Source organism: Roseibium sp. HPY-6, assembly GCF_040530035.1.
GTDB lineage: Bacteria > Pseudomonadota > Alphaproteobacteria > Rhizobiales > Stappiaceae > Roseibium.
Map to the genome: position 1 here is coordinate 1,027,669 of NZ_JBEWCD010000001.1, position 21,470 is coordinate 1,049,138.

Below are 21,470 nucleotides of genomic sequence, written 5' to 3' on the forward strand. Positions count from 1 at the left end.
AAATCACAAAATGTCAAACGGTTCAATTTCAGGTGGTATAACTAATTTGTGTATTACTGTCATTTTTTACAATGTCAGTTATGCGTTCGGACAAATACTGAGACTTCCAGCTTGGTCACGCAGCCCTTAAATGGCATCAAAAACCAAATGAGGTGAGACCTGGATGAAAGCGCTCTCAATCCTGTAACTCAAGCCCCAACCAGATCAAACCAGCCATCTTCCGAAATCACCTCGATCTCAAGGTCCTGTGCCTTCTTCAGCTTCGACCCGGCGCCAGGGCCTGCCACGACGAGATCCGTCTTTTTCGACACGGAACCGGAAACCTTGGCGCCAAGACGTTCGGCCATTGCCTTCGCCTCGTCACGCGTCATACGCTCCAGCGACCCGGTAAAGACGACGGTTTTGCCGGCAACCGGAGATCCTGACGCATCCACTTTTTCCGCATCCTGAGGCGAAACTGCCCCCAAAAGCGCATCAAGCTGATCGCGATTGTGTGTTTCAGCAAAAAACTCGACAAGCGCCTCGGCAACAATGTGCCCGATCCCGTCAATGTCGTTCAGGTCCGTCCAGGCTTCTCCAGTTTCGTCATGAGCCGCTTGCATCGCGTCATAAAAGACAGACCAGGATCCGTAAGCCCTGGCCAGGAGCTTCGCGTTCCCCTCACCGACGTGTCGAATGCCAAGCGCAAAGATGAACCGATGGAGTTCAACCGACCGGCGCTGATTGATCGCATCAAACAGGTTTCTCGCAGACTGATCGCCCCACCCTTCACGATTGCGCAGTTTGGTCAGCGAGCGCGCGTCCCGTTCCTCCAGCGTGAAGATGTCGGCAGGAGCCATAACCAGGCCATCCTTATAAAAGGCGTCGACCTGCTTGTCGCCAAAGCCTTCGATATCGAAGGCATTACGGGAGACGAAGTGCTTGAGCTTTTCCGTTGCCTGCGCAGGGCAGATCAGACCGCCTGTGCAGCGCCTGACGGCATCGACACGGCCCGTTTTTTCGTTCTTCTCCCGAACGGCATGACTGCCGCAGGCCGGACAGACGGTCGGAAAGTCGAACGGTTTAGCATCGGCGGGGCGCTTGTCCAGATCGATGTCGACGATCTGCGGAATGACGTCGCCGGCGCGTTGGATTTTCACGGTGTCTCCGACCCTGAGATCCTTGCCGTCGCGGATTGGCTCACCGTCTTGTCCGATGCCCTTGATGTAATCTTCATTGTGCAGCGTTGCATTGGAAACCACCACGCCGCCGACCGTGATCGGTTCCAGCTTTGCAACCGGTGTCAGGGCGCCGGTGCGGCCGACTTGAATCTCGATATCGTTCAGAACCGTGTAGGCTTGTTCTGCCGGGAACTTGTGCGCAATAGCCCACCGCGGCGATCGCGACACAAAGCCGAGACGCTCCTGCAAATCAAGCCGGTCGACCTTGTAGACCACGCCGTCGATGTCGTAGTCGAGCCGGGCCCGATCCTCTTCTATGCCGTGATAGACGCCAAGGAGTTCCTCCACGGTTTCGCAGCGCTTCATCAGGGGATTGATCCTGAAACCCCAGGCCTCAAACAATTCGACCATCCCGGACTGGGTCTCTGAAGGCACCGCGCTCATCTCACCCCAGGCATACGCAAAGAACCTGAGCGGACGCGATGCGGTGATCTCGGACTTGAGCTGCCTTAAGGACCCTGCGGCGGCATTGCGCGGATTGGCAAAAACCTTGCCGCCATTTGCCTCCATGCGTTTGTTCAGATCCTCAAAGTCCTTGTGCGCCATATAGACTTCGCCGCGCACCTCGACAACTTCTGGAACCTCACCGATGAGCCTTTCCGGGATGTCCTTGATTGTTCTGGCATTGGCGGTGACATTCTCGCCGGTGGTCCCGTCACCCCGGGTCGCAGCGTAAACCAGTTCGCCTTGCTCATAGCGCAGGGAGAGTGACAGACCGTCGATCTTCGGCTCGGCCGTAACGGCAAGCGCTCCCATCAGCGGGTCGAACTTCAGGAACCGGCGCACGCGCCCAACAAAGTCCTGCACGTCTTCGTCATTGAAGGCATTGTCGAGCGACAGCATTGGAACGGTGTGCGCGATCTTGCCGAAACCGCTCGCTGGCGCCGCTCCCACCTGAACCGAAGGCCCATCCGCCAGTACCAAATCCGGAAAACGGCCCTCGATGGCGGAATTCCTTTTGCGCAGGGCGTCATAGACCGCGTCCGAAATCGTTGGTGCGTCTTCCTGGTGATACCGTCTGTCGTGCTCCGCAATCTCCCCGGCAAGACGGCTGAGCTCCGCCTGTGCCTGATCGGCAGACAGATCATCAACAGCGATATCCTTGATCTCCAAGCTCTCGCCCGTAGTCCCGTTCATGGCCGCCCCTATTCTGCTGCCGTCAGAAGCTTGCGGGCGGCGGCCCGCGCCTCTTCGGTAATCACGCTCCCCGCAAGCATGCGGGCAATTTCCTCGCTGCGATGATCCTCGTCGATCCTCTGGACGCGGGTTGCAACGCGATCAGGCTTGGCCGCTTCCTTGGCGATCAGGAAGTGCCCTTCCGCCCGAGCAGCCACCTGCGGTGCATGGGTTACGGTCAGAACCTGGACACTGTCTGCAAGCCGGGCCAAACGGACACCGATCGCTTCGGCGACGGCGCCCCCAACGCCGGTGTCGATTTCATCGAAGACCAGCGTCGGTGCAGAGCCCTTGTCCGCAAGGGACACCTTCAGTGCCAGCAAGAACCGGGACAGTTCGCCTCCCGAGGCAACCTTCATCATAGGACCCGGACGCGTGCCGGGATTCGTCTGGACATGAAACTCGAGCTGATCAATGCCGGAACGGCTGCGTTGTTCCGGATCGCTCGCCAGTTCGACAAGAAAACGCGCGCGTTCCAGTTTCAGATCCGGCAGCTCGACTTCGACTGCCTTTTCAAGCGCACGTGCCGCCTTGGAACGTTTGTCGGAAAGGGTCGCTGCCTTCCGGTCATAGTCAACCCGCGCCTTTGCAGCCGCCTCGGCAAGCGCTGCCAGCTTGTCTTCTCCCGCATCAAGATCGGCAAGGTCGGAGGCCATGCGTGCGCATAGCGCATTCAGCTCGTCCACTGGGACTGAGTATTTGCGGGACGCCGCTCTAAGCGCAAAGAGCCTCTCTTCAACACTTTCCAGCTCGCGCGGATCAAACTCGGTTTCACGCAGGGCGTTTTCAAGACCACTGCGGGTTTCTTCCAACTGGTCGAGCGCTTCTGCGAGCGTTCTCACGGGCTGCGCAAGCAGTTGAGGCACCTGATCCGCTTTTCGTTCCAGACGGCGCAGCAGGCTGGCTAGCTCTGGAATGGGAGACGCCGAACCGTTGAGCGTCTCGAAAGCCTCGTTGAGATCACCGGCAATTTTCTCGACTTGCATCATGTCTGTTCGCCGGGCGGCCAAACGGTCTTCTTCCTCCGGCTCGGGCTTGAGGTCAGACAGCTCTTTGACGGATGATCTCAGATAGTCTGCTTCCTGACGGGCGGTCTGAATCCGCTTTTCATGATCGATTACGGCCTTTTCCGCCGATCTGAACGCATTGTATGCAGCCGCGGTCTTCTCCGCCTGGCCCGTCAGTCCGCCAAAAACATCAATCAAAGCGCGGTGGCTGTCCGGATCGACAAGCGCCCGGTCATCATGCTGGCCATGGATCTCGACCAGCAGTCCACCTGCCTGGCGCAATAAACCAGCGCTTACCGGTTGGTCATTGACAAAGGCTCGCGTGCGGCCATCGGCTGTCTGGATCCGCCGAAGAATGACATCGCCGTCATCATCGACATCGTTTTCCTGAAGGAAGGATCGCACCGGATGATTAGCGGCAACATCGAAGACCGCCGTGACTTGCCCCTGCGCCTCGCCATGCCGGACAAGATCCGCGTCGCCGCGCGCCCCCAGAGCAAGCGAAAGCGAGTCGAGGAGGATCGACTTGCCGGCACCGGTTTCGCCGGTCAGAACCGACATGCCAGAGGAAAAATCCAGATCGAGACGGTCAATGAGTACGATGTCACGAATAGACAGCGTGACCAGCATGAAGGCGAGCTCCTCGGACTTTGTTGCGGCTCATCATATAGAAGAGCCGAGTCGTCTTTCCAGAACCCGTTAGATACTCCTGAATGCGCGGCTAATCCAGCTGCCAGAATCTTCGGAAGGCTCGTATCCGCCCTTGTTCAGAAGCGAATAGGCATCCTTGTACCATTGCGTGTCCGGATAATTGTGTCCAAGGACAGCAGCAGCGGTTTGAGATTCATTGACCACGCCAAGCGCGTAATAGGCTTCCGTCAACCGGAAAAGCGCCTCTTCAACGTGCCGGGTGGTCTGAAATTCAATGACGACGGCACGGAAGCGATTGATCGCGGCAACATAGTTCCGGCGCTTGAGGTAATAGCGGCCGACCTGCATTTCCTTGCCGGCAAGCTGATCTTCCACGATGCGCAGTTTCTCTTCAGCATCGGGAGCATACTCAGATTCCGGGAACCGCTGGATAAGTTCAGTGAACGCGCCGGCCGCTTTGCGTGTAACCGCCTGGTCACGCGTGATATCGGGCATCTGGCGATAATAGCTCTGACCGGCGAGATAGAGCATGTAAGCTGAATCTTCGTCACCGGGATAGAGCGTTACGAAGCGCCGGGCTGCCGTTACGGTTTCCGGGTATTTGCCGCGCGAATAGTTGAGGTATGCCAGGTTGACCAGCGACTTCTTGGAATATTCAGAATAGGGATAGAGCTTGTCGATCTCTTCGAACTTGGTCGTGGAGTCGCGCAGCTTGCCCTCGGCGCGGAGCGCGAGACCTTCATTGAAAAGAACTTCCGGCGGCGTGTCATTCAGCGCCAACTCATCAAGATCTTCCTTGCCGCTGCAGGCAGCAAGAAGCAGAGGGGCCGCAACGGCCGCTAACTTCAAAATGAATTTCATGCGAAAGGTCCCGCTCACATCAGAACCAGCTACAATTCCGTTCACACCTTTACTCCCGGACCGTCCCCGGTCCATGCGGCCGTACAGGTTTTCCCGGCCTATCTATTCTTTGACAGGAGTGTTTAACGGAAGTCCCCTGTCCCCGTCACGTCTTAACCGGCCATGTGACGGTTTTTTAGAGCATTTTTATGGCAACGTACCTAAATTGCAGCGAAATCCGAAGAAAACACTGTTCACCGGACACAAACGTCTGGAAATCGGCTCAGGAGACGTCCGGGCCAAAAGCGGCGGCGGCGGCAAGTCCGCCTTTGCTGACCTGACCGACCTGCCTGAAGGCCGGAGCTTCGACAATATCGAATGCATCCGGATCTTCAAACAGCTTGACAAGCACCGCGTGGTTCATCTTGTGACCGCCCTTATAGGACCGGTACATGCCCATGATCTGCAGACCTGCCAGGGCAAGATCGCCAACCGCGTCAAGTGCTTTGTGCCGTGCAAACTCGTCCGGCCAACGGGTACCTTCAGGGTTCAGAACCTTGTCCTCGGAAATGGCGACCGAATTGTCCAGGGAGGACCCGAGGGCAAATCCCATCTTCCAGAGCTGCTCAACATCCTTGACGTTGCCGAACGTGCGGGCCCGCGACAAGTCATTGCGGAAAACATCCGGTGTCATTTCCGACACGAACTGTTGCCGGCCGATCACCGGCGTGTCGAAATCGATGGTGATGTCGAACTTCGTACCCTCATGCGGGTGCAATTCGCACCACGCGCTGCCATTGTCTACGCGAACTGTTTTATTGATCTTGAGATAGCGGCGACCGCGGTCGAGCTTCTTCAGGCCGACCTGTTCGATTGCCTCGACAAAAACGGCGCTGCTGCCGTCCATTATCGGCATTTCCGGACCGTCGATTTCAACGATCACATTGTCGACACCCATGCCGAACAGGGCTGCCATGAGATGTTCGACTGTCGAAATTCCGTCTTTGGAGGGATCGCCAAGGACCGTGCAAAGTGCCGTTGCCGACACCTTGTCCCAAAGCGCGGGCACCTCGGCAGCGCTGTCCTGGTCTGTGCGTGTGAACACGACACCGACGCCTGCATCTGCAGGGACCAGCGTGATCGACGCGGGTTTTCCCGAGTGAACGCCGATCCCGGTCAGCGTTACCTGCTCGGCAAGCGTCGTCTGTCGGTCAACATGTGTGGTCATAAAACCCAGCCCTTCCGGTTTGCGACCGAAAAGCCCTTAATTTGCCCCAATGCACATACGGACTTTTAACGATCACCAGTTGGTCGCGAAGATAGTCGTGTTCCTCAGTAGAGCGAAATAAAGCTTTATTACGGTTTGTAACGATCCACAGGCGCGCAAATTATTGAATTAAAAGAGGAAATTATTACGTTAGGGAAGCAGCCCGAAACTTGCGCTCCGGGCTGCCGCGATCCGGGAAGAAGATCGCAAAACGAATCAGTTGGCCTGACGGCGCAGGAACGCCGGGATCTCCAACTGCTCGTCATCTGCGGTACTGACCGGCTTGGGCGCAGCTCGGCCGGTATCGTCCAGATTGCCTGTCGCGCCTGACGAAGATGCCCTCGGTTGCGGCGTACGTGGTGCTGGAGCCGGCTGCAGCTGCGGTGCCTTGCGGGCGACCGGAGCCTCGACTTCCTGCTCCTCTTCGTCTTCACGACGGCCAAGACCGCTGGCGAGCCTGCGCAGCAAGCCCATCGGACGGCGATCTTCATCCCCATACTCGTCAACTGCATTGTGCGCAGGCGCTGGAGCGGGAGACGGAGCCGGCTTCTGAGCAACGGGCTGCGGCTGCGCCGGGGCCTGCTGTGCAAGGATTTCACGCTGAGCGATCGGCGGGAAGTCCTCTACGCGCGGCATGCGCGGTGCCGGGCTGTGCTCTTCAGCCACCGGGGGGATGTAAGGCTGACTGACCGGAGCCTCTTCCACGACAGGCGCCGGTGCATCTTCTTCCAGATCCATCATCGGTGTTTTTTCCGCCAGCGGTGTGCTGGCCGGTTTGACCCGTTTGATCTCGACGTCAGGATCGCTTGCAACGGCGACCGGTGCCGGCTCAGGAATGGCAAGTTCCTTTTCCAGGTTGGCAACTGCTTGCGCAGCAGCACTCGCAGCACCCGGTTTTGAGGCGGCCGGAGCCGACTTTTGCGTTGCGATTTCCGCCGGGCGGGACATCACAGGAGCTTCAGTTTTCAGAGACTGTTCTGCCGGTGAGGGAAACGGAGCCGCTTCAAAGCCCGCCTCCTTGTCGATGCCGGTCGCCACGACCGAGACCCGGATGATGCCATCGAGCGTTTCATCGAAGGTCGCGCCCAGGATGATGTTGGCATCGGAATCAACTTCCTCGCGGATCCGGGTTGCTGCCTCGTCCACTTCGAACAACGTGAGATCGTTGCCGCCGGTGATCGAAATCAACAGTCCCTTGGCACCCTTCATGGAGGATTCGTCAAGCAGCGGATTGGCAATCGCCGCTTCAGCAGCCTGCTGCGCGCGTTTCTCGCCGCTTGCCTCTCCCGTTCCCATCATGGCCTTGCCCATACCGCGCATAACGGAGCGGACGTCGGCAAAGTCGAGATTGATGAGGCCTTCCTTGACCATCAGGTCGGTGATGCAGGCAACACCGGAATAAAGCACCTGGTCGGCCATGGCGAAGGCATCTGCAAACGTCGTCTGCGCATTTGCAATCCGGAACAGGTTCTGGTTCGGGATCACGATAAGCGTGTCGACATTGCGTTGCAGCTCGTCGATGCCGGAGTCGGCAATGCGCATCCGCCGCGCACCTTCGAACTGGAACGGCTTGGTGACAACACCGACGGTCAGAATGCCCTGTTCGCGCGCCGCGCGGGCAATCACAGGCGCAGCACCTGTGCCGGTACCACCGCCCATGCCGGCGGTGATGAACACCATGTGCGATCCGGACAGGTGATCGTTGATTTCGTCGATCACTTCCTCGGCTGCGGCTGAACCGACTTCCGGCTGTGAGCCGGCGCCAAGACCCTCCGTCACGGCAACGCCCATCTGGACGAGCCGGTCGGAATGGTTCATGGCCAGTGCCTGGGCATCCGTATTGGCGCAAACAAAGTCGCACCCCTGGAGGCCTGCTGTGATCATGTTATTGACGGCATTTCCGCCCGCACCGCCGACGCCGAAGACCGTAATGCGCGGTTTCAGCTCCTGAATGTCGGGCATCTTCAGGTTAATGGTCATATTATCCTCGCGACCCATTGGATCCCCCGATACGGGAGATCCGTCTTCTTCCCAAACTTCAACTGCCGCTCCCGGCAGCTCCAATTCCTGGTTGTCGTCTTCTTGGCTCATGTCGTCAGAAGCTTTCCCTGATCCACTGGCCCACACGGGCCAGGTAACCAGATTGTCCGCCCCACCCCACTCGACGGTTCTTGTGTTCGAACTGTTCGATTTGAGCGACTTGCGGATAAATCAAGAGGCCAACAGCAGCGGCAAAGGCCGGTCCTTTGGCAGCCTCGGGAAGACCGGCGACGCCTAGAGGCCGGCCAAGACGGACGTTGCGGCCCAGAATGTGACGCGCAACCTCTCCAAGACCCGTAAGCTGACTGGCGCCCCCTGTCAGAACGATCTGCTTGCCGACCCGGCCTGCAAAGCCGGATTCGGTCAGGCGATCTCTCACGAGTTCAAGGATTTCTTCCACGCGCGGACGAATGACACGTGTCAGCGCCGAGCGAGGGATTTGATTTGGCAGATCGCTGTCGCTTTCAAGCGGCGGGACCGTCAGCAGGTCGCGATCATCAGAGCTCGACGCCAGCGGCGAGCCGTAAAGTGTTTTCAAACGCTCCGCATCTTGCAAACGCGTTGCAAATGCGCGGGCAATATCGGTGGTCACATGGTTGCCACCGACCGCAATTGCATCGAGGTGAACCATATGGCCGTCAACGAACACGGAAAGTGTGGTCGTTCCGCCGCCCATATCGATGCAGGCGACACCGAGTTCAGCCTCATCGTCAACAATGGTGGAGAGGCCGCTCGCAAAGGGCGTCGCGACCATTGTTTCCACATGCAGATGACCGCGGTTGATGCAGAGTTCCAGATTGCGCACCGGCGGAACTTCCGCGGTTACCACCTGCATGTCGACACCCAGCTTGTGCCCCATCATGCCGCGCGGATCGCGGATCCCGCGGCTGCCATCAAGCGAATAGGAGATCGGCAAGGCGTGCGTTACAGCACGTCCATCGGTTACCGAGTGGCTCGAACCAGCTGACAAAACCCTCTGAATGTCCGCTTCGGACACGCTGTCGCCGGCAAGCGGCACGCCGGCGCTGTAAACTTCACTCTGCAAGCGGCCGCAGCTGATGTTTGCAATCAGGGATTCGACTGTGACACCGGCCATGCGTTCCGCGCTGTCGACCGCAAGCCGGATCGCCTGCTCCGCCGCGTCCATATCGACGACGACACCGGACTTGATCCCGCGTGAGCGCTGGTATCCGTAGCCAAGCACCTCGACTTTGTGGGACCGGCTCGACAGGACGGCGTTGTCCTCATGCGGCACAAGTTTCGCGATCAGGCAGCAGATCTTTGTCGACCCGACATCAAGGACCGACATGATCACGGACCGCCGGGTTGGCAGGGGCCGCATTCTCGGCAAATAGAGATTTTTGTCGGAACGGCTCAAGTGTCCTGCTCCGTGTTGCCGGAGCGGTTGCGTCCGCCGGTCATGATCTTGCGCTGCTCGGCCGCTTCGTCAGAAAGGCGCACCGTGACCCGGTCCGCCAGGCGCATGTCGATGGCTACGATATCGCGCGACAGCAATCCGCTGTCTTCATCCATTCCGACAAGGTCGGCAAGTGCAGCTTCGATATTCTGTTCCGGCAAGCGGATCGATATCCCGTTTTCCAGTTGTAGGTCCCAGCGCCGGTCGCTGATCAGAAACGCGGCCCGCACCCGCGGGCGCAGTTCCGGCACACTTTCAAGCGCGGTATTGATCTCGACGGCCCGGCGCTGCGCACCGTGATTGACCACAAGCAGCAGATTGGCGTAGCGCCCGTCGACATCGTCGGTGATTACGTCACCAGCTTCGTTAACGATTGAGACCAGCTCCCCACGCTGCCAGAGCGCATAGGGGATTTTCTCCTCGATCTTGATCTGCAAGGTGCTCGGATAGAGCTTCATCACGGACGCAGCTTTGACCCAGGCCATCGCGTTGAGCCGCTCGCGCGCGCCAACAGCATCAAAAAGCGCAAGCGATGTCCCCTCGTGGATTTCCAAAGCTTCGAGGATCTGAAATTCGTTGATCTCGCGTTGCCCGGAAAGCTTCACAGCTTCAATGCCGAACCCCGCAGCAGACAGCAGGGCATCGGAGACAATCCGGCCATGACCGCCTATGACTATTCCATAACCAATTGTTAAGGTTAAGAAACCAAGCGCAGCAGCAGAACCGGTCCACCGCGGCAGGTCGGCAAGCCGCCCGGCCGACCGCCATACGGGCTGCCGGTGCAAACGCGACACACCCCGTCCGCGCGGGGCCAGTTCAGCCTCCAGCGGGGTCATCACGTCCCTTTTCCATTTGCGACCTAGCGACAGCAACTCGCGTCCTCAACCATCCAACTGACCAGATCCTTGAAACTCATCCCCTTATGGGCCGCCATTTCCGGCACAAGAGAGGTGGGCGTCATGCCTGGTTGCGTGTTCACTTCAAGGCAAATCAGTTCTCCGGTCCCGTCTTCGCGTTCATCGAATCGGAAATCGGCCCGGGAAACACCTCGGCATCCCAAAGCCTGATGCGCCTTAACCGCTAGTGTCTCTATGGTTTGGTAAACAATCGGTGAAATTTTTGCAGGAAGAATGTGTTTTGAACCGCCTTCAACATATTTTGCATCATAATCGTAGAAGCTGTGGCCCATCGGCACGATGTCGATCACCCCGAGCGCCTTGTCATCCATGACAGCGCAGGTGAGCTCCCGGCCGTCGATAAACTTTTCGCACATCAAGACATCGGGATAAGGCCAGTCTGCCCTGCTCAGCTCTTGCGGCGGAAACTCTTGATCTTCCTTGACAATCAGGACACCGAAGCTCGACCCTTCATTGATCGGTTTCAGAACATACGGCGGCTCCATGGGGTGCTCGCGCTGGATGTTATGGCGATTCACAATAATGTCATGGGTGACCGGGATTCCGGCTGCCTGCATCACTGCCTTGGCCTTGATCTTGTGCATCGCAAGGCTTGAAGCCATCACTCCGGAGTGGGTGTAGGGAATATTAAGAAATTCTAAAATTCCCTGTACGCAGCCGTCTTCGCCGAAGGGGCCATGCAAGGCATTGAAGGCGACATCCGGCTTCAGTTTTTGAAGAACGGCGGAAATGTTCCGGTCCACATCCACCCGGGTGACCTTATAGCCGGCCTCTTCAAGGGCATCCGCGCATTCGCGGCCGCTTGTCAGGCTGACGGGACGCTCGTTGACCCAACCGCCCATGAGGACGGCAACGTGTTTCTTGGCCATTTACGCGGCCTCCCCTTCCTGTCCCAGAAACGGCTCAACCGTTCCGGTCTCGCCGAAACGCCCAAGCCGTTTGATTTCCCATTCCAGACGAATACCGCTGTGCTTCAGAACACGCGCACGCACCGTTTCCCCGAGCAGCTCCAAATCGTGACCCGTTGCCGATCCGGTGTTGATCATAAAGTTGCAGTGCATTTCGGACATCTGGGCGCCGCCGACGGTCAGGCCCCTGCATCCCGCCGCATCGACTTCCCTCCAGGCAGAGCTGCCGGGTGGGTTCTTGAAGGTCGAACCTCCGGTCTTTTCCCGGATTGGCTGAGCCTTTTCCCTGTGTGCGACAACATCTGCCATTTCCTGCCGAATTGACGCTTCGTCCTGCCGGATGCCTTCAAAAACAGCTCCGGTAAAAATCAGATCACGCGAGGCCGACGAGTGACGGTACGCGTATCCCATGTCGCTGTTGCTCAGAAAATGTCTCTCGCCATGCCGGTCCAGGGCTGTCAGCTCGACCATGCGCTCGCGGGTTTCCGTTCCGTGCGCCCCCGCGTTCATACGCAAGGCGCCACCCAAGCCTCCGGGAATGCCGGTGTAGAAGGCAAAACCGCCTAGCCCTGCCTTCGCCGCCGCTTCGGCGAGCCGCTTGTCCGGAACCGCGGCACCGGCCTTGAGGCGGTTTTCACCAACTTGTTCTATAGCACCAAAACCTTTTGCGCTGAGACGGATGACAACCCCTTCCAGCCCACCATCGCGAACCAGGAGGTTGGAACCAAGTCCGACTGGCAGGATGGGAACATGAGCAGGCAGTTTCCTCAGAAAGGCCGCAAGATCGTCCTCGTCGGCCGGCTGGAACAGCAGCTGCGCCGGTCCACCGGTTCGAAACCAGGTCACCGCTGACAAGGGCTGATTGGCGGTCAGCTTGCCGCGAGTTCCTTCTAAGAGGTCCGGATATTCAGCGAGAAGGTCGGGATAAATCATGACTTCCCGCCTTCACAGCGCTTCAAGCTGTTTTGGCAGGGCATAGGCCCACTGCGTGATGTTGCCGGCACCAAGACAAATGACGAAATCACCCGGCTGCGCGATGTCCTTGATCAGGCCCGGCAGTTCTTCCGGACTGTCTATGGACAGAACTTGCCGGTGGCCTCGGGTTTTCATACCCGAAACCAGATCGGTGTGGCTTGCACCCTCGATGGGTTGTTCACCGGCTGCGTAAACCGGAGCGATAATGACCGTGTCGGCATCGTTGAAACAGTTGGAAAAGTCATCGAAAAGACTGTGAAGACGCGTATACCTATGAGGCTGCATGATTGCGATGACATTGCCTTGCGTCGACTCGCGCGCGGCGTGAAGGACCGCCTTGATTTCCACCGGATGATGGCCGTAGTCGTCGAATATCTGCACACCGTCTACAGTCCCGGTGTGCGTGAAGCGGCGCTTTACGCCTCCGAACGCGGAAATGCCTTTTTTCACGTCTTCCGGTCCGACACCCAGCTGCGAGGCAATGGCAATCGCGGCCGTGGCATTGGAAACATTGTGCAGCCCGGGCATGGGCAAAACCAGATCTTTCAGTTCCACGACTTCTTCTGTACGCCGGTCGCGAATGGCAACCGAAAACGTGGACGTGCCGCCATCCATGGAGACATCGGTGAAGCGAACGTCGGCCTGCGGGTTGGTGCCGTAGGTCACAACGCGCCGGTCCTCGATCGTCCCGACCATGGTCTGAACCTCGGGATGATCGAGACACATGACAGCGAATCCATAAAACGGAACGTTTTCGACAAATTGCCGGAAGGCTGCCTTGACGCCATCAAAGTCACCGTAGTGATCGAGATGCTCCGGATCGATATTCGTAACGATGGCAATGTCCGCCGGAAGCTTGACGAAGGTCCCGTCGCTTTCATCCGCCTCTACGACCATCCAGTCCCCGCCGCCCATGCGGGCATTGGTTCCGTAGGCATTGATTATGCCGCCGTTGATGACAGTCGGATCGAGGTTGCCGGCATCAAGCAAGGCAGCGACCATGGATGTGGTTGTTGTCTTCCCGTGCGTTCCGCCGACAGCAATCGCCTGCTTGAATCGCATCAGCTCGGCCAGCATCTCGGCCCTGCGCACGACAGGGATTAGTTTTTCCCGTGCAGCAACGAGTTCAGGATTATCCTTCTTGATAGCAGACGACACGACGAGAACTTCCGCCTCGCCCAGGTTTTCCGGCGCATGACCGACAGCAACCGGGATACCATGTGACCGGAGACGTTGAACGTTGGCATTTTCAGCCATGTCCGATCCCTGGACCTGATAGCCAAGGGTCTTCAGCACTTCTGCAATGCCGCTCATGCCGATACCCCCAATTCCGACGAAATGGACCGGTCCTATGTCCTGCGGCATTTTCATGGCCGTTCTCCTTGTTGTGCAGCGACCTTTTCAACCAGGTCGGCGAGACGTTTGACCGCGTCCGGCTTAGCGACGCTGCGTGCGTTTTCGGCAGCCGTAACCAGCTGCTCCGGCGCGTTCATGAGGCGAATGAGTTCTTCTGCAAGCCTCTGCGGATCGAGCTCTGACTGCCGGATCGGCCAGGCTCCGCCCGCCGCTTCCAAGACCTTTGCATTGGCGGCCTGATCCTGATCGATAGCGCCAGGCAGAGGAACGAGAATCGACGGGCGGCCAAGAACGCTGAGTTCACTGACCGACGATGCGCCCGAACGGCAGAGGACAAGATGAGACGCAGCGATGCGCTGCGGCATGTCCTGAAAGAACGGTGCGCACTCGGCGTCAACATCAAGGCTCTCATAGACCTTTTGAACGCGCTCAATGTCTTCCGGCCTGCACTGCTGAACGATCTTCAGCCGGCTCCGTACGTCCGCAGGCAAATGTTCAACCGCAGGCGGAACAAGATCGGAGAAGAATCGTGCACCCTGCGACCCGCCGAATACCAGCAACGTAAACGCGCCACCTTCGAGCGGTGCAGAATAAGCTTGCCCTGCGGCTTCCAGAACGGCGTCGCGGACAGGGTTGCCGGTTTCCACCACCTTGGCAGAAAGCTCTGCCGGAAAATTGCCAACCGGAACGCTGGTTGCAATGGCATTGACACCCTTTGCCAGCAACTTGTTGGCCCGGCCCATGACACCGTTTGCTTCATGCAAGATGGAGGGTGTGCCGGTCAGGCGCGCTGCATACATGGGCGGAAAGGTCGGATACCCACCGAACCCCACAACAACGGCCGGTTTCAGGGTCCTGATAACGGACCGGGCCTGAAGGGTGCCGCGCAACAGACTGAAAAGCGTCTTGGCAATTGAAACCGGATTGCGCCCGCGAATGGTTTCGGAGGAAATGATGTGGACGTTCCGGGCCGGAAAAATGGTCCCGTATTTGTCGGCACGTTCGTCGGTCGCCAGCTCAACGATCCAGCCACGCCTGCCGAGTTCACTCGCAAGCGCCTGTGCCGGGAACAGGTGACCGCCGGTTCCGCCGGCCGTAAGGAGTACAGTTTTGCTCATGGTTTCCGGCAATACGCCTTACATCAACGAAGAGGGGGACAACCGGCTCACGGTCACGACTTCCGATCTGGATGGCTGCGGCCTTCTGCGCGTTAACGCCAAAATAGCACCAGCCGTCATTGCCGAGGACAAGAGGGAAGATCCACCATAGGAAATAAAGGGAAGGGTCATGCCTTTTGAGGGTATCAAATGAAGGTTCACGGCAAGATTGATTGTTGCCTGCAGTCCGAACAGAACCACAAGTCCCGCTGTCGCCAGACGGCTGAAAGCATCCTGGTCCCGGCCTGCGTGGCTGAGGCCGCGCAGGACAACGAACGCAAACACCGCCACCACGAGCAAGCAGACGACAACGCCGAACTCTTCTCCAACGACCGCGAAAATGAAGTCGGCATGACTGTCCGGCAAAACCTGTTTCACAGTCCCCTCACCCGGGCCGCGCCCAAACCAGCCACCGGCAAGAAATGAATCCATCGCCGTATCAACCTGGAATGTGTCGCCTGAACTCGGATCCAGAAACCTGTCCACACGATTGGTCACATGGGGCAGAAAGGCATAGGCCGCGAAAAGGCCGATTACGCCGACAAGCCCAAGCGCCACAATGATAAACCAGGAAATCCCATTCAGGAAAAACAGTCCCGCCCAGACAAGACCGAGCAGCATGGTCTGGCCAAAGTCGGGCTGAGCAATCAACAACGCAGCACATACGGCAAAGAGTACGAAGGCGAATAAAACGCCGGGAACTTCGCGGCGACGGCCACTTTCAGACAACAGAAAGGCAACCAGTATCACGAACGCAGGTTTCAAGAACTCCGATGCCTGAAGCGAAACACCCGCAATATAGATCCACCGGCGGGCGCCCTTCGTCTCAAATCCCATGAAGAGAGTTGCCACCAGCAGGACAACCGAGACACTGAAGACAACGAGCGCCGCTCTTCGAACCATTCGTGGTGTCATCAATGACCCGGCCAGCATGATCACCAGCGCGGGCACCAGGAACATGGCCTGCCGCTTGACGAAGTAAAAGGTATCAACGCCAATTCGCTCAGCGACTGGAGGGCTTGCAGCGAAGGCAAAAACGACCCCTGAAAGCAGCAGCAGCCCGAACGCTGCCAGCAGATAGTGGTCGACTGTCCAGAGCCATTCGGCGAAACGGCTTCGATCAGCGCGCGATACCATTACGCCACCTCCTGAGTGTTTCCGGTTTCAGGCAAGGCACGTACTGCGTCCACAAAGGCCGCGCCCCTCAATTCAAAGTTCGGATACTGGTCGAAACTTGCACAGGCGGGAGACAATAGGATCGCGATTTCCTGCGCTCCGTCCTCCGCCGCTTCCGCTGCAGCGTCAATCACCGCCTGGGGCAATGTCCCGCTGATCTTGAAAGGAACCCGGCCTTCAAGCGTTTTGGCAAACTCTTCGGCAGCCTCACCGATCAGGAATGTCTTGGCGATTTTCGGGAAGTGTTCGTCCAGTGAGGAGATACCGCCTGCCTTGGCCCGGCCACCTGCAATCCAATAGATATGGTCGAAGCTGGATAGAGCCCGCGCGGCTGCGTCCGCATTGGTCGCTTTGGAATCGTTGACGAAAAGCACCCTGCCACGCTTTGCGACGACTTCCATGCGGTGATGCAGCCCGGGGAAGGTTTTCATCGCCTCCGCAATTCGTTCGCCGGGAATCTCAAGTGCCCGAAGCGCGGCAAAGGCAGCGGCAGCATTCTGGCCGTTGTGGTCACCGCGCAAGCTGTCGGTACCACCGAGAAGCGCAACAACCGACTGACTGCCGTTATGGGCTTCTATCAGATAGCCCAGATGCGCATAGATACCTTCAGTGAGTTCCCGCTCTCCGGCGATACGGCACACCGGCTTGTGCGCCAGTTCAAGCCGGTCGGCGATAAGGGAGGAAAGGCGGTCGTCAACACCGATCACGGCCAATTTCGACCCGGCAACGAGCCGTTCCTTGATCGCCGCATAGTTTTCCATTGTACCGTGACGATCGAGATGGTCGGGTGACAGGTTCATGTGAATGCCGATGCTCGGGTCCAGCGTCGGGGCCAGGTCGATCTGATAGGACGAACATTCAATGACGTAGTGCCGGCCGGGCTGTGGAGGCTCCAGGTCTAGGATCGGTGTGCCGATGTTCCCGCCCATCTGCACATCGAGACCGGCCTCCGTCAACAAGTGGGCAACAAGAGCGGTTGTTGTCGACTTTCCATTCGTGCCTGTAATCGCAATGAACGGTGCTGCAAGACACTGCTTGCGCCGCTCCCGGCAAAAGAGTTCGACGTCGCCGATGACTTCGACGGACGCCTCCCGTGCAAGATCGACGGTCCAGTGCGGAACAGGGTTTGTCAACGGCACCCCCGGCGACAGAACCAGTGCGGCAATCTCGCTCCAGTCGAGCGAGCGCAGGTCCTGCGTCTCAAGGCCTTCCGATGTCGCTTGCTGGACGCGTTTTTCATTGTCGTCGTGGCAAACAACGTCCGCGCCACCCGCTTTCAAGGCACGGGCGGTCGACAGGCCGGATCCCCCGAGCCCAAACAATGCGACCTTCTTGCCCTGAAATGTGGTGACTGGAATCATGGGTCCTACCTCAGCTTCAGCGTTGCAAGGCCGAGAAGGGCGAGAACAACCGCAATGATCCAGAAGCGGATCACGACCTGGCTTTCCGTCCAGCCCATGATCTCAAAATGATGGTGTATAGGTGCCATTCGGAACACCCTTTTGCCCGTCAGCTTGAACGAGATCACCTGAACGATGACGGACACCGCTTCCAGAACGAACAATCCGCCGATGATCGCCAGGACAATCTCGTGTTTGGTGGCAACGGCAATTGCACCAATCATGCCGCCGAGCGCCAGCGAACCGGTGTCGCCCATGAAAATGGCCGCAGGTGGAGCGTTGAACCAGAGAAAGCCGAGACCAGCGCCAATCACCGCGCCGCAAATGACGGCCAGTTCACCGGTACCGGACACGTGATGAATCTGAAGGTAGTTCGCAAAGACCGCGTTGCCCGACAGATAAGCGATGAGCCCGAACGAGGCGCAGGCAATCATCACCGGCACAATGGCAAGGCCGTCGAGCCCGTCGGTCAGGTTCACGGCATTGCCGGCCCCGACCATCACAAAGGCTGCAAACGGAATGAAAATAAGACCGAGGTTGAGTGTAAAGTCCTTGAGGAAGGGGAATGTGATGGCTTCCGAAAACTCTGACGTATCAAGAACCGTAACGGCAAACGCAGCCGCCGCCGCGATCAGAAACTCCAGACCGAGCCGCGCCTTGCCGCCAAAGCCCTTGTGGGAGGACTTCGTCACCTTCAGGTAATCGTCGTAAAAACCGATGACACCGAACCCAAGCGTCACGCCGATGACAACCCACACATAGGGATTGGACAGGTCCGACCACAAAAGGGCAGCAACCAGCGCACCCGACAGGATCATGAGACCGCCCATCGTGGGCGTGCCCTTTTTCGTAAGGAGATGGCTTTCAGGACCATCGGCGCGGATCGGTTGGCCGTGCCCCTGACGAATTCTCAGGCTCGAAATGATCTTGGGCCCGAACAAAAAAACGAAAAACAGCGCCGTCATAATGGCGCCGCCGGTTCGGAAGGTAATGTACCTGAACACGTTCAGTGCCGAAATCTGATCCGCGAATTGCCCCAAAAAATAAAACATCAGCTATCCCTTATGCCGCCGCGGTGTCATCCGCGGGCGGGTATTCCTTTTTCAAGGCCGTTACCAGCGGGCCCATGCGAGTTCCGAGCGATCCCTTGATCATAACGACATCGCCGGGACGGACGTCCTTCAAAATGACGTCTTCCAGATCTTTTGCATCTTCGCAGTAATGCGCGCGGAGCTCATGCGGCAGCTGGTCCCAGAGCGCATGCATGTGCGGTCCGGCGCAATAAACAGCATCGATTTGAGCTTCAAGGATCGGCGTCAGCAAATCAGCGTGCAGTCGATCAGCATCAGCGCCAAGCTCACGCATGTCGCCAATGACGGCAATGCGCCGCGCTGGCCGTGCTATCGGGACGGCGCCTAAAACGGCAATGGCTGCACGCATCGATGCCGGGTTTGCATTGTAACTCTCGTCTATCAGACTGAGTTCACCGCCCTGTAGCATCAGCTGACTGACTTCACCGCGTCCCTTTGGCGCCCGCATTCCATCCAGTACCAGTCCGGCTTTCGCGAGATCCGCCCCAACGTCTGCAACAGCAGTCAGGACAGCAAGGCTGTTCTTGACCAGGTGTTTGCCCGGCGCTCCGATTTTGTAGGTGATTTCAGTCCCGAGAATGGTGGCGTCTACGCTGGAGCCACCGGCAAAGCTGATCACATTTTCAGTGTGGCTGTCGGCGCTCTGATCCTCGCCGAAGGTCTGCACCACAGACACACCCGCGGTGGCGGCAAGGAAACGCAAGAGGTCGAACTGGCGGTTGTCCTTGTTCAGGATGGCAATGCCGCCCGGTTCAAGGCCATCAAAGATTTCCGCCTTGGCCTGGGCTATTTTCTCTACGGAGTCGAAGAACTCCAGGTGAACGGCCTGAACAGTCGTAATGATTGCGACATGCGGCCTGACCATCTTGACCAGAGGCGTGATCTCTCCGGCATGGTTCATACCGATCTCGAACACGCCATAGTCTGTATCGGCCGGCATGCGGGCAAGTGTCAGCGGCACGCCCCAATGATTGTTGAACGAGGCGACCGAAGCATGCACTTTTCCGGACTGTTCCAGCGTCAGCCGCAGCGCTTCCTTGGTTCCCGTTTTTCCAACGGAACCCGTGACTGCAATAACCCTGGCGTGCGTTCGGGCGCGTGCTGCAATACCGATACACCGCAAGGCCTCCAACGGATCGGGAACAACGACATATCTGCCGTCTTCGGGCAAATCCACCAGCCTGCTTTCTGCGACAAGCGCCAACGACGCACCCGCTTCCAGCGCCGCTGAGACATAGTCGTGACCGTCGAGCCGGTCTCCCTTGATAGCGACAAATGCATCGCCGGGTTCAAGCGACCTGCTGTCGATCGAAATACCTGTGATCTCAGCGCCGGCGTCACCCTTGATGCCGCCGCCTGCAGCTTCCACGAAGGCATCCAGTTTCCAGAGTGGGTCGCTCATGTGTCTCCTACAAGGCTGATGGCGCTTTGCACGGCGTCATGATCGGAAAAGGGAATCACTGTCTCGCCAACAATCTGGCCGGTTTCGTGGCCTTTTCCGGCTACACACAGAATATCGCCGGCACCAAGGTGCCTTACACCTTCGGTGATTGCATCATGGCGGTCGGCAATTTCGATCGCTTCGGGTGCACCTGACATAACGGCTTTACGGATGGCTGCCGGGTCTTCCGATCGCGGGTTGTCGTCGGTCACGATCACCAGATCGGCGTGGCGCGCAGCAGCTTCCCCCATCAGGGTGCGTTTTCCAGGGTCCCGGTCACCGCCTGCCCCAACCACGACCGAGAGTTTCCCAGTCGCGTAGGGCTTGAGCGCCGCCAGAGCGTTGTCGAGCGCATCGGGTTTGTGCGCGTAGTCGACAAACACCAGACCACCCGATGCGGTTTTCCCGGCGAGCTCGAGACGTCCTGGCGCACCTTTCAGGTTTTCGAGCGACCTGAGCACCAGCCCCATATCGGTCCCGGCAACAATTGCCAGACCGGCCGCAACGAGCGCGTTGGAAACCTGAAAGCGCCCGATCAGGGGGAGCGTGATCTTGTATTCGCCGCGTTTTGTCAGCAGCGTCAATTCCTGTCCGCTACCGTGCGTCTGCATACCGGTAAGCTTCAGACCTTCACCGGTCTCTCCGACTGTGAAGACCGGCAATCCGCGACGCTCCGCAACCTCAAGAACCCGGTCAGCGTATTTTTCCGCCGGATCGACAACAACGGTCCCGCCATCAGGCAGCAGATCTTCAAAAAGGCGCAGCTTCGCGCGCAAATAGTCTTCTATCGTCGGGTGATAATCCATATGGTCGCGGCCAAGATTGGTGAAGGCGGCAGCCGTCAGCCGCACACCATCCAGCCGGAACTGGTCGAGCCCGTGCGAAGAGGCCTCCATCGCCGCATGGTTTATGCCTTCCCGCTCCAGTTCGGCGAGTTCCTTATGGAGAGCAACAGGATCGGGTGTTGTCAGACCACCATAGCTTGTCCCGTCGGGTTTGACTGTTCCGAGTGTACCAAGACTTGCAGCGGGATGCCCTGCCGCCTGAAAAATCTGCCGGACAAAATGGGCAACGGAGGTTTTGCCGGCTGTCCCGGTGACGGCGACGATTACATCTGGCTGCCGGCCATAGAACCTGGCTGCCATTTTCGCGAACACCTGACGCGGTTCGTCTGCAGAAACAATGACAGCACTTTCGGGGAGACTGGCCCGTAGCTCGCCGAGCGCCTCATCGGCACACAGGACGCAGGCCGCTCCGGCCGCGACCGCATCCGGTGCGAAACGCGTGCCGTCGACGGTCGCTCCCTTGAAGGCCGCGAAAAGAAATCCGGGCTCCACCTTCCGGCTGTCTGCCGTCAGGCCGAATATTTTCAGTTCCTTTGCCGGATCCGGCACCGGAATGCCGCCAGCCAAGTATTCAAGATCCATCTCA

At 58.3% G+C, this 21,470-nt stretch carries 16 protein-coding genes; all 16 read right to left on the bottom strand.

Annotation, left to right across the window (positions count from 1 at the left end; translation table 11 throughout):
* Positions 1 to 188: 188 nt before the first annotated feature.
* The 16 genes from ligA to ABVF61_RS04990 all read right to left on the bottom strand — a co-directional run bounded on the left by ligA (position 189) and on the right by ABVF61_RS04990 (position 21,466).
* A complete protein-coding gene (gene ligA / locus ABVF61_RS04915; RefSeq protein ID WP_353992406.1) occupies positions 189 to 2,357 on the bottom strand; it encodes an NAD-dependent DNA ligase LigA in 2,169 nt (722 codons plus the stop codon).
* A gap of 8 nt (positions 2,358 to 2,365) precedes the next feature.
* The gene (gene recN, locus ABVF61_RS04920) at positions 2,366 to 4,033 is read right to left on the bottom strand and encodes a DNA repair protein RecN (protein ID WP_353992407.1); all 1,668 of its coding nucleotides are present in this window, start codon (positions 4,031 to 4,033) and stop codon (positions 2,366 to 2,368) included.
* 69 nt (positions 4,034 to 4,102) lie between these two features.
* Positions 4,103 to 4,915 carry an outer membrane protein assembly factor BamD gene (locus tag ABVF61_RS04925; protein WP_353992408.1) on the bottom strand — a complete coding sequence of 271 codons (813 nt, stop codon included), beginning with the start codon at positions 4,913 to 4,915 and terminating at the stop codon, positions 4,103 to 4,105.
* A 262-nt stretch (positions 4,916 to 5,177) separates the two neighbouring features.
* Positions 5,178 to 6,122, bottom strand: coding sequence for a UDP-3-O-acyl-N-acetylglucosamine deacetylase (gene lpxC, locus ABVF61_RS04930; protein WP_353992409.1), 945 nt, complete (start codon positions 6,120 to 6,122; stop codon positions 5,178 to 5,180).
* Between the two features lie 255 nt (positions 6,123 to 6,377).
* Positions 6,378 to 8,141 carry a cell division protein FtsZ gene (ftsZ, locus tag ABVF61_RS04935; RefSeq protein ID WP_353993668.1) on the bottom strand — a complete coding sequence of 588 codons (1,764 nt, stop codon included), beginning with the start codon at positions 8,139 to 8,141 and terminating at the stop codon, positions 6,378 to 6,380.
* A gap of 115 nt (positions 8,142 to 8,256) precedes the next feature.
* Positions 8,257 to 9,543 carry a cell division protein FtsA gene (gene ftsA / locus ABVF61_RS04940; protein ID WP_353993669.1) on the bottom strand — a complete coding sequence of 429 codons (1,287 nt, stop codon included), beginning with the start codon at positions 9,541 to 9,543 and terminating at the stop codon, positions 8,257 to 8,259.
* Between the two features lie 32 nt (positions 9,544 to 9,575).
* On the bottom strand, positions 9,576 to 10,454 hold the full coding sequence (locus tag ABVF61_RS04945; protein WP_353993670.1) for a cell division protein FtsQ/DivIB: 879 nt from the start codon (positions 10,452 to 10,454) through the stop codon (positions 9,576 to 9,578).
* Between the two features lie 23 nt (positions 10,455 to 10,477).
* Positions 10,478 to 11,404 carry a D-alanine--D-alanine ligase gene (locus tag ABVF61_RS04950; protein WP_353992410.1) on the bottom strand — a complete coding sequence of 309 codons (927 nt, stop codon included), beginning with the start codon at positions 11,402 to 11,404 and terminating at the stop codon, positions 10,478 to 10,480.
* Entirely contained in the window at positions 11,405 to 12,376 is a 972-nt protein-coding gene (murB, locus tag ABVF61_RS04955; protein ID WP_353992411.1) for a UDP-N-acetylmuramate dehydrogenase, read from the bottom strand. It abuts the gene before it with no gap.
* Between the two features lie 12 nt (positions 12,377 to 12,388).
* Positions 12,389 to 13,789, bottom strand: a complete 1,401-nt coding sequence (gene murC / locus ABVF61_RS04960; protein ID WP_353992412.1) for a UDP-N-acetylmuramate--L-alanine ligase — start codon at positions 13,787 to 13,789, stop codon at positions 12,389 to 12,391.
* Positions 13,786 to 14,892 carry an undecaprenyldiphospho-muramoylpentapeptide beta-N-acetylglucosaminyltransferase gene (gene murG / locus ABVF61_RS04965; protein ID WP_353992413.1) on the bottom strand — a complete coding sequence of 369 codons (1,107 nt, stop codon included), beginning with the start codon at positions 14,890 to 14,892 and terminating at the stop codon, positions 13,786 to 13,788. The genes murC and murG overlap by 4 nt, the downstream gene beginning before the upstream one ends.
* Before the next feature lie 18 nt (positions 14,893 to 14,910).
* A complete protein-coding gene (locus ABVF61_RS04970; protein WP_353992414.1) occupies positions 14,911 to 16,068 on the bottom strand; it encodes an FtsW/RodA/SpoVE family cell cycle protein in 1,158 nt (385 codons plus the stop codon).
* Entirely contained in the window at positions 16,068 to 17,468 is a 1,401-nt protein-coding gene (murD, locus tag ABVF61_RS04975) for a UDP-N-acetylmuramoyl-L-alanine--D-glutamate ligase (RefSeq protein ID WP_353992415.1), read from the bottom strand. The genes ABVF61_RS04970 and murD overlap by 1 nt, the downstream gene beginning before the upstream one ends.
* A gap of 5 nt (positions 17,469 to 17,473) precedes the next feature.
* Positions 17,474 to 18,559 (bottom strand): phospho-N-acetylmuramoyl-pentapeptide-transferase, encoded by a 1,086-nt coding sequence (gene mraY / locus ABVF61_RS04980; RefSeq protein WP_299473517.1) that lies wholly within the window; start codon positions 18,557 to 18,559, stop codon positions 17,474 to 17,476.
* A gap of 10 nt (positions 18,560 to 18,569) precedes the next feature.
* Positions 18,570 to 20,000: a UDP-N-acetylmuramoylalanyl-D-glutamyl-2,6-diaminopimelate--D-alanyl-D-alanine ligase gene (locus tag ABVF61_RS04985; protein WP_353992416.1), complete on the bottom strand. Its 1,431-nt coding sequence runs from the start codon at positions 19,998 to 20,000 to the stop codon at positions 18,570 to 18,572.
* Positions 19,997 to 21,466: a UDP-N-acetylmuramoyl-L-alanyl-D-glutamate--2,6-diaminopimelate ligase gene (locus tag ABVF61_RS04990; RefSeq protein ID WP_502949946.1), complete on the bottom strand. Its 1,470-nt coding sequence runs from the start codon at positions 21,464 to 21,466 to the stop codon at positions 19,997 to 19,999. Before ABVF61_RS04990 ends, ABVF61_RS04985 begins: the two co-directional genes overlap by 4 nt.
* Between the last annotated feature and the right edge of the window lie 4 nt (positions 21,467 to 21,470).

Bases quoted from the DNA above. Each gene is read 5' to 3' on its own strand.
- ligA (WP_353992406.1), bottom strand. From the start codon at position 2,357: ATGAACGGGACTACGGGCGAGAGCTTGGAGATCAAGGATATCGCTGTT.
- recN (WP_353992407.1), bottom strand. From the start codon at position 4,033: ATGCTGGTCACGCTGTCTATTCGTGACATCGTACTCATTGACCGTCTC.
- ABVF61_RS04925 (WP_353992408.1), bottom strand. From the start codon at position 4,915: ATGAAATTCATTTTGAAGTTAGCGGCCGTTGCGGCCCCTCTGCTTCTT.
- lpxC (WP_353992409.1), bottom strand. From the start codon at position 6,122: ATGACCACACATGTTGACCGACAGACGACGCTTGCCGAGCAGGTAACG.
- ftsZ (WP_353993668.1), bottom strand. From the start codon at position 8,141: ATGACCATTAACCTGAAGATGCCCGACATTCAGGAGCTGAAACCGCGC.
- ftsA (WP_353993669.1), bottom strand. From the start codon at position 9,543: ATGCGGCCCCTGCCAACCCGGCGGTCCGTGATCATGTCGGTCCTTGAT.
- ABVF61_RS04945 (WP_353993670.1), bottom strand. From the start codon at position 10,454: ATGACCCCGCTGGAGGCTGAACTGGCCCCGCGCGGACGGGGTGTGTCG.
- ABVF61_RS04950 (WP_353992410.1), bottom strand. From the start codon at position 11,404: ATGGCCAAGAAACACGTTGCCGTCCTCATGGGCGGTTGGGTCAACGAG.
- murB (WP_353992411.1), bottom strand. From the start codon at position 12,376: ATGATTTATCCCGACCTTCTCGCTGAATATCCGGACCTCTTAGAAGGA.
- murC (WP_353992412.1), bottom strand. From the start codon at position 13,789: ATGAAAATGCCGCAGGACATAGGACCGGTCCATTTCGTCGGAATTGGG.
- murG (WP_353992413.1), bottom strand. From the start codon at position 14,892: ATGAGCAAAACTGTACTCCTTACGGCCGGCGGAACCGGCGGTCACCTG.
- ABVF61_RS04970 (WP_353992414.1), bottom strand. From the start codon at position 16,068: ATGGTATCGCGCGCTGATCGAAGCCGTTTCGCCGAATGGCTCTGGACA.
- murD (WP_353992415.1), bottom strand. From the start codon at position 17,468: ATGATTCCAGTCACCACATTTCAGGGCAAGAAGGTCGCATTGTTTGGG.
- mraY (WP_299473517.1), bottom strand. From the start codon at position 18,559: ATGTTTTATTTTTTGGGGCAATTCGCGGATCAGATTTCGGCACTGAAC.
- ABVF61_RS04985 (WP_353992416.1), bottom strand. From the start codon at position 20,000: ATGAGCGACCCACTCTGGAAACTGGATGCCTTCGTGGAAGCTGCAGGC.
- ABVF61_RS04990 (WP_502949946.1), bottom strand. From the start codon at position 21,466: ATGGATCTTGAATACTTGGCTGGCGGCATTCCGGTGCCGGATCCGGCA.